The sequence below is a fragment of the Methanobacterium sp. BAmetb5 genome, assembly GCF_003491305.1.
Classification (GTDB): Archaea; Methanobacteriota; Methanobacteria; order Methanobacteriales; family Methanobacteriaceae; genus Methanobacterium.
In genome coordinates, this window is the sequence record NZ_CP022706.1 from 1,947,501 (window position 1) to 1,952,500 (window position 5,000).

General features: G+C 40.0%; 7 protein-coding genes (2 of these 7 cut by a window edge). All 7 read left to right on the forward strand.

The features are described 5' to 3' along the window. Positions 1 to 492: the 3' portion of a calcium/sodium antiporter gene (locus CIT02_RS09640; RefSeq protein ID WP_292611943.1), read on the forward strand. The gene continues 516 nt to the left of window position 1, outside the view; 492 of the gene's 1,008 nt are visible here — the last part of the coding sequence; the start codon falls outside the window, past its left edge; the stop codon is at positions 490 to 492. A 13-nt stretch (positions 493 to 505) separates the two neighbouring features. Next, complete coding sequence (locus CIT02_RS09645; RefSeq protein ID WP_292611945.1) at positions 506 to 937, forward strand: universal stress protein; 432 nt, start codon at positions 506 to 508, stop codon at positions 935 to 937. A gap of 226 nt (positions 938 to 1,163) precedes the next feature. Continuing rightward, complete coding sequence (locus CIT02_RS09650; RefSeq protein WP_363123710.1) at positions 1,164 to 2,126, forward strand: calcium/sodium antiporter; 963 nt, start codon at positions 1,164 to 1,166, stop codon at positions 2,124 to 2,126. 186 nt (positions 2,127 to 2,312) lie between these two features. Further along, a complete protein-coding gene (locus CIT02_RS09655) occupies positions 2,313 to 3,785 on the forward strand; it encodes a methanogenesis marker 14 protein (RefSeq protein WP_292611947.1) in 1,473 nt (490 codons plus the stop codon). 286 nt (positions 3,786 to 4,071) lie between these two features. After that, positions 4,072 to 4,359 (forward strand): winged helix-turn-helix domain-containing protein, encoded by a 288-nt coding sequence (locus tag CIT02_RS09660; protein ID WP_048072479.1) that lies wholly within the window; start codon positions 4,072 to 4,074, stop codon positions 4,357 to 4,359. A gap of 59 nt (positions 4,360 to 4,418) precedes the next feature. Then, positions 4,419 to 4,808: a hypothetical protein gene (locus CIT02_RS09665; RefSeq protein ID WP_292611950.1), complete on the forward strand. Its 390-nt coding sequence runs from the start codon at positions 4,419 to 4,421 to the stop codon at positions 4,806 to 4,808. Positions 4,809 to 4,868: 60 nt separating this feature from the next. Further along, positions 4,869 to 5,000: the 5' end (the start) of an NTP transferase domain-containing protein gene (locus CIT02_RS09670; protein WP_292611952.1), read on the forward strand. Its footprint extends 465 nt past the window's final position; only the first 132 of its 597 coding nucleotides appear in the window; it begins with the start codon at positions 4,869 to 4,871; its stop codon lies beyond the right edge, outside the window.

Below are 5,000 nucleotides of genomic sequence, written 5' to 3' on the forward strand. Positions count from 1 at the left end.
CGAAAAGAAAGTGTTGAAGAGAAATCCAAAAAGGATATCAGCAAAAAAACTTATGCCTATGTTCTTATTGGTATAGCCGGGTTAATTGTGGGGTGCCGACTTTTGGTTTACAGTGCTAGTGAATTGGGGAACATATTCGGCATCTCGGAGATGGTAATGGGGCTTTTCGTCCTGGCCGTTGGTACCAGCATACCAGAACTGGTGGTAACTTTAAGCTCTGCCATGAAAGGACTCCACGATCTTTCACTGGGAACTGTTCTGGGCAGTAACACCTTTAACATTCTAATTGGAATAGGTGTTCCGGCATTACTAATGAAAGTGCCGGTGGATAACATTTCTTTAACCTTTGATGCTCCGGTTATGCTTTTTGTGACTGTTTTGTTAATGGCGCTTATTAAGATGGGTAAAGGTAAATTAAATAGGTGGGGCGGCATAATATTAATGATAACGTATGTATCTTATGCTGTGATCAGAATATTTGTACTGGCTTAACGGGTGATTTGTGATGTATGATAAGATATTGGTAGCTACCATGGGCGAATACATGGATGACATAATTGAGCATACTTTAGATATTATTCCTGAACGAGAAACAGAAGTAATTGGTGTTTACGTGGTGGAAACTTCGGTGCCCTTTTTAACACCTAAAAAGGTCAAGGAAATGATGGTGAAGGAGTTAACTGCTAAGGGTAAGGAAATTCTAGATAGTTTGCGCCAGGAATTCCAGTCTCCCAAACATTACATGGTGAAATTTAAAGGTATAATGAGGGAAGGCAGCCCTGCTGATGAAATTGTAAAGGTGGCTGAGGAAGAAAACGTGGATTTAATTGTGCTGGGAACTGGTAAAAACTTGGTGGACAAACGCCTGCTGGGTAGTGTCTCAGAAAAAGTAGTACATTCCGCCCCCTGCACTATACTCCTGGTGAGGACGGGTTAAGAAAGGGAATTACTATTTTTATTTTCTTTTATTTAATTAATGGGTCAACCTATCTGTTTATCGTTAATCAAGTTATTTTAATTGCCAATGTTTTTATCCTAGTTACTCTTCCTATATATTACAATAAAACAAAATCATAACTTTTATATCACTAAGAATCCCAATTCTTCTTCAAGTAATCAAAAAAAAGAGCTATAATATATGGTAACCTTATGCCGGTGATATATTGGAACTATTGGCACTCATGGTATTGTTGGTCATTTGCCTGATAATTGTGATAAAATCTGCGGATATTTTTGTAGATAATTTAGTGGAGATCGGTCTGGTACTGGGAATATCGGAGATAATCTTGGGAGTAACTGCATCGGCAATTGGAACATCTCTACCTGAATTCGGTTCGGCTATGATTGCCATTTTAGGCGGGAATCACGATATTGGTATTGGTTGTGCTATAGGGGCAAATATATGGAATATGTCTGGAATAATAGGAATATCTGCCATTTTTTCTGGTGTAATCACTACCAGTGCTCCGGAAGTGAACCGTGATGGGTTAATGGCTTTAATTACTGCATTAACTTTAATGGTATCTCTATTTGTAATTCAAAACATGTCTTTTGTTTTTGGAATTCTGATGGTGGCCATGTACTTGGTGTATCTTGGGGTTTTGATTAGGGCTCAAAAAAACAACGAAAGCAGCCAAATGCAATGTTGTGAAGTTAAAGAAGAGGTTAAAGTAAAGTCATTAAGTATTAAACCGTTCTTACTGGCATTTGCTGGCTTATTTGGTCTGGCTATTGGGTGTAGAGTTATAGTGTATTGTACCATAGGGATTTCAGAAATTACTAGTGTCCCTTCATCTTTAGCTGGCATATTCCTGGCATTGGGAACTACTGCTCCCGAGTTTTTTACAGTTTTATCCTCGGCTAAAAAGGGTTTGAATAGCCTTGCGGTAGGTACGGTATTTGGAAGTAATATCTTTAATATCTTAATTGGATTGGGAATACCATCTCTATTTGTTTTGATACCGGTTGATCCTGTTGCAATTTATTTTGATGTTCCGGTAATGGTTTGTATAACTTTACTATTCCTGTTTTTAATAAAAAGGGGAATGAAACTAACCCGGGTAGATGGGATAGTTTTAATTGCTTCTTACATATTATATATCCTGATAAGAGTTTTCTTTTTCTAACAGTCAAATATTCTAAATTAGAATAAGAAAATCATAATCTATTTAAATGAACTTTCCTTTCAAAAATAACCACTCCTCATATAAATTGGTGATATTTAACAGTTGTTTTTATCATCAATTCACAATGTTTATATTCATTTTCACTAAACTTAATTTGATTATCATTATTAAATTGGGGGTATCAAGTTGTCATTCATTAAAAAACTATTAGGTTTAGGTCCAAAGCCAGTAATTGCAAAAAGCAGATACATTACCATTGAAGAAGCTAAAATGGCGCCGTTTACCAAGAAAACCAGGGGACAGGGATACGGAACCCTCATGCGTCCTGATGTTTATTACATTGTGGCCTCGGTGGAACTGGGAAACACCACCACCAAATGTATTCTAACGGCCACTAACCTCAACACCAGTCGCACTTACCTTTTAGATAAAACTGTTAAAATGACCCGGGATATTCGCCCCCCTAAAAAGGGTGAAAAGGTCTTTGGGGAGACAGTGTGGCATGTGGAACTGACCCAGGAATCAGTGGCGGAACTGGTTAAAAACACCATTCTGGAGTCAGTGAAACGTTCTGGAATTAGCATAGAAGAAGATCTGGACTTTGTGGTACGTTCAACTGGGGTAACGGCAGGTTTTGCCTCTCCCAAAGAAGTGGGAGAACTCATCATTGCCCTGGCTAACGGCTGTCTGGAAGCAGGCATACCCCCTAGTAAAATGTCCCCCTCCATTTCCAAGGACAGTTTACCCAAAAAATTACGGGATTTCACCCTCCTGGATAAGGTCATGTTTGACGGAGCAGTGGTCAGCGTAGTTCCACCCACAGGCAGAGCAGTGGTGGCCAATGAAATGGAAGGAGAACTGGTAACTGCGGGTATAAAAGCAGGTGCCAAATGGACTGAAGTAGATTATCGTAACCCCTGTATTTCCATGGATTTCGGAACCACCCTGGCTGGCCGAATAGTTAACAATGATGAACCCTACGCCCGCACGGTGGGAAACTTCTGTGGACTGGCTGGAGCCATATCTGACGCCATTATCCGGGGAACTGAAAAGGTGGATCAACGGGGTGGTGCCGCTTTAGACCTTTACACTAGGGACATACTCAAAAAAGCAGATTGGAAAGCTGCTGAAGAGTTTGCCCGGCGCGCCCATGAACACGTGGACATAAGAAAAGTTCCAGAAGGAAGGGAACGCTTTGGAACTGTACCGGTAGACCCTAAAGCAGCATACGATGCAGGAACCACACTTATTGGCTGTGATGTAGGTAAAGATGGGGACGAAATCCCCGAACTCACTAAACTGGGTCATGAACTAATTGAATCTACTGATATCCACACATTATTTGCCACTCTGGACCATGTCAGTGCCAATGTGGTCAAAAGGCTAATAGTAGAAGCAGATGAAGAAGGAGTTATACAGGAAGGATCACTGCTGGGAGTCACTGGACGGGCAGGAATAACTGGTCATAAACCGGACCTGGTTTTGGAATTTGCCAAGGACTACTTTGCCGATGTTCTATTTGTTTCCGATGCCCTTGCACTTGGTGCAGCAGTAATGGCCCGCTGTATGAATTCTATGGGAACACCACACACACCATTAGGTGGCAGGCAGGGAGGGCCCTGCATACTGGGCCCAAGAAGAAAGTTACAGCAAAAATAATGGCTATATCATAAATCATGGTTGATATTCCTAACCCGATTATACACCGTGATTTTTTCCTATTTCTTAAGATTCATGGCTTTAATTTTAAATGCTAATGATTCAATTTAGATCCCTATTAGGAGTGGTTCTTTTTCAATGGCATCTAGTCCCAACCCATCACCCCACGTTTTAATAACTGCAGGCCCATTTTAGAATAAAATATGTACTCCTTGAAAACTAACTATTTTAAGAACTTGGATCAATAATTGATTTATTCAAGTTACCTTACGATTTCGTGATTGTCATGAAGAGAGTTTTATGGTATTTGATTGCTGGTAGCAAGGGGGGAGTCAACAGGGCTAGAATAATTAAAACCCTCCATGATAGGCCCTACAACATCAATCAACTTTCAAAAGAACTTGATCTTGATTATAAAACCATAAAACACCATATTAAAGTATTAGAAGACAACGATATCATTTTCAACTCTACAGGGGAGAAAAAATACGGAGCCATGTATTTTTTATCCAATAGAATGGAAGAAAACTACTCCACCTTCTTAGATATTCTCAGTAAAATGCAAACTCAATAGAGAGGAAAATCAATAAAAAATAATATTTTATCCTTAATAATCGGTATAGAGGTGATGTAATGTCAGGAGTACATGAAGGACCGGGAGGGCCCGAATTTCATGGTGGAAATGTAACTGGAACGGGTGGGGGAAATGGTAGTGGAATGGTGCCAATTAACGTTGACAACTCACAGCTCATTACCATTGACGTTGTACTGGGGATTGCCAATATATGCCTCTTACTTGTTTTACTCTACATGTACATAGGCAGTTACCGAAAATTCAAATCTGAATTTACCTTTGGCCTGGTGGCATTTGCAATGCTTCTACTCCTGCAGAATGCTTTATTCACCGGCTTTTTGTTACTTCATGAGGGATTCAAAGGTCCGGGAATGGGTAGTCCCATATTTTTCCTGAACACCATCGAATTCTTTGCACTTTCAGTACTTATAGGCGTAACCAGGGAATAGCATATAATGAATGATTAAATCGTAGAAAATCAAGGAAAGAAAGATATCCAGTGGAATGTTATGGTTGTCGCGGTTTTAATGGCCGGTGGAAAGGGCACGCGGATGAATTCTCAGCAGGAAAAACCCTTAATTATCATTGGGGAAAGACCGCTCATTGAATATGTACTCCAGGCCGTGGATGATTCATCCTTA

What these genes read in the sequence shown, in the direction of transcription:
- CIT02_RS09645 (WP_292611945.1), top strand. Translation starts at nt 506, where the DNA reads ATGTATGATAAGATATTGGTAGCTACCATGGGCGAATACATGGATGAC.
- CIT02_RS09660 (WP_048072479.1), top strand. Translation starts at nt 4,072, where the DNA reads ATGAAGAGAGTTTTATGGTATTTGATTGCTGGTAGCAAGGGGGGAGTC.
- CIT02_RS09665 (WP_292611950.1), top strand. Translation starts at nt 4,419, where the DNA reads ATGTCAGGAGTACATGAAGGACCGGGAGGGCCCGAATTTCATGGTGGA.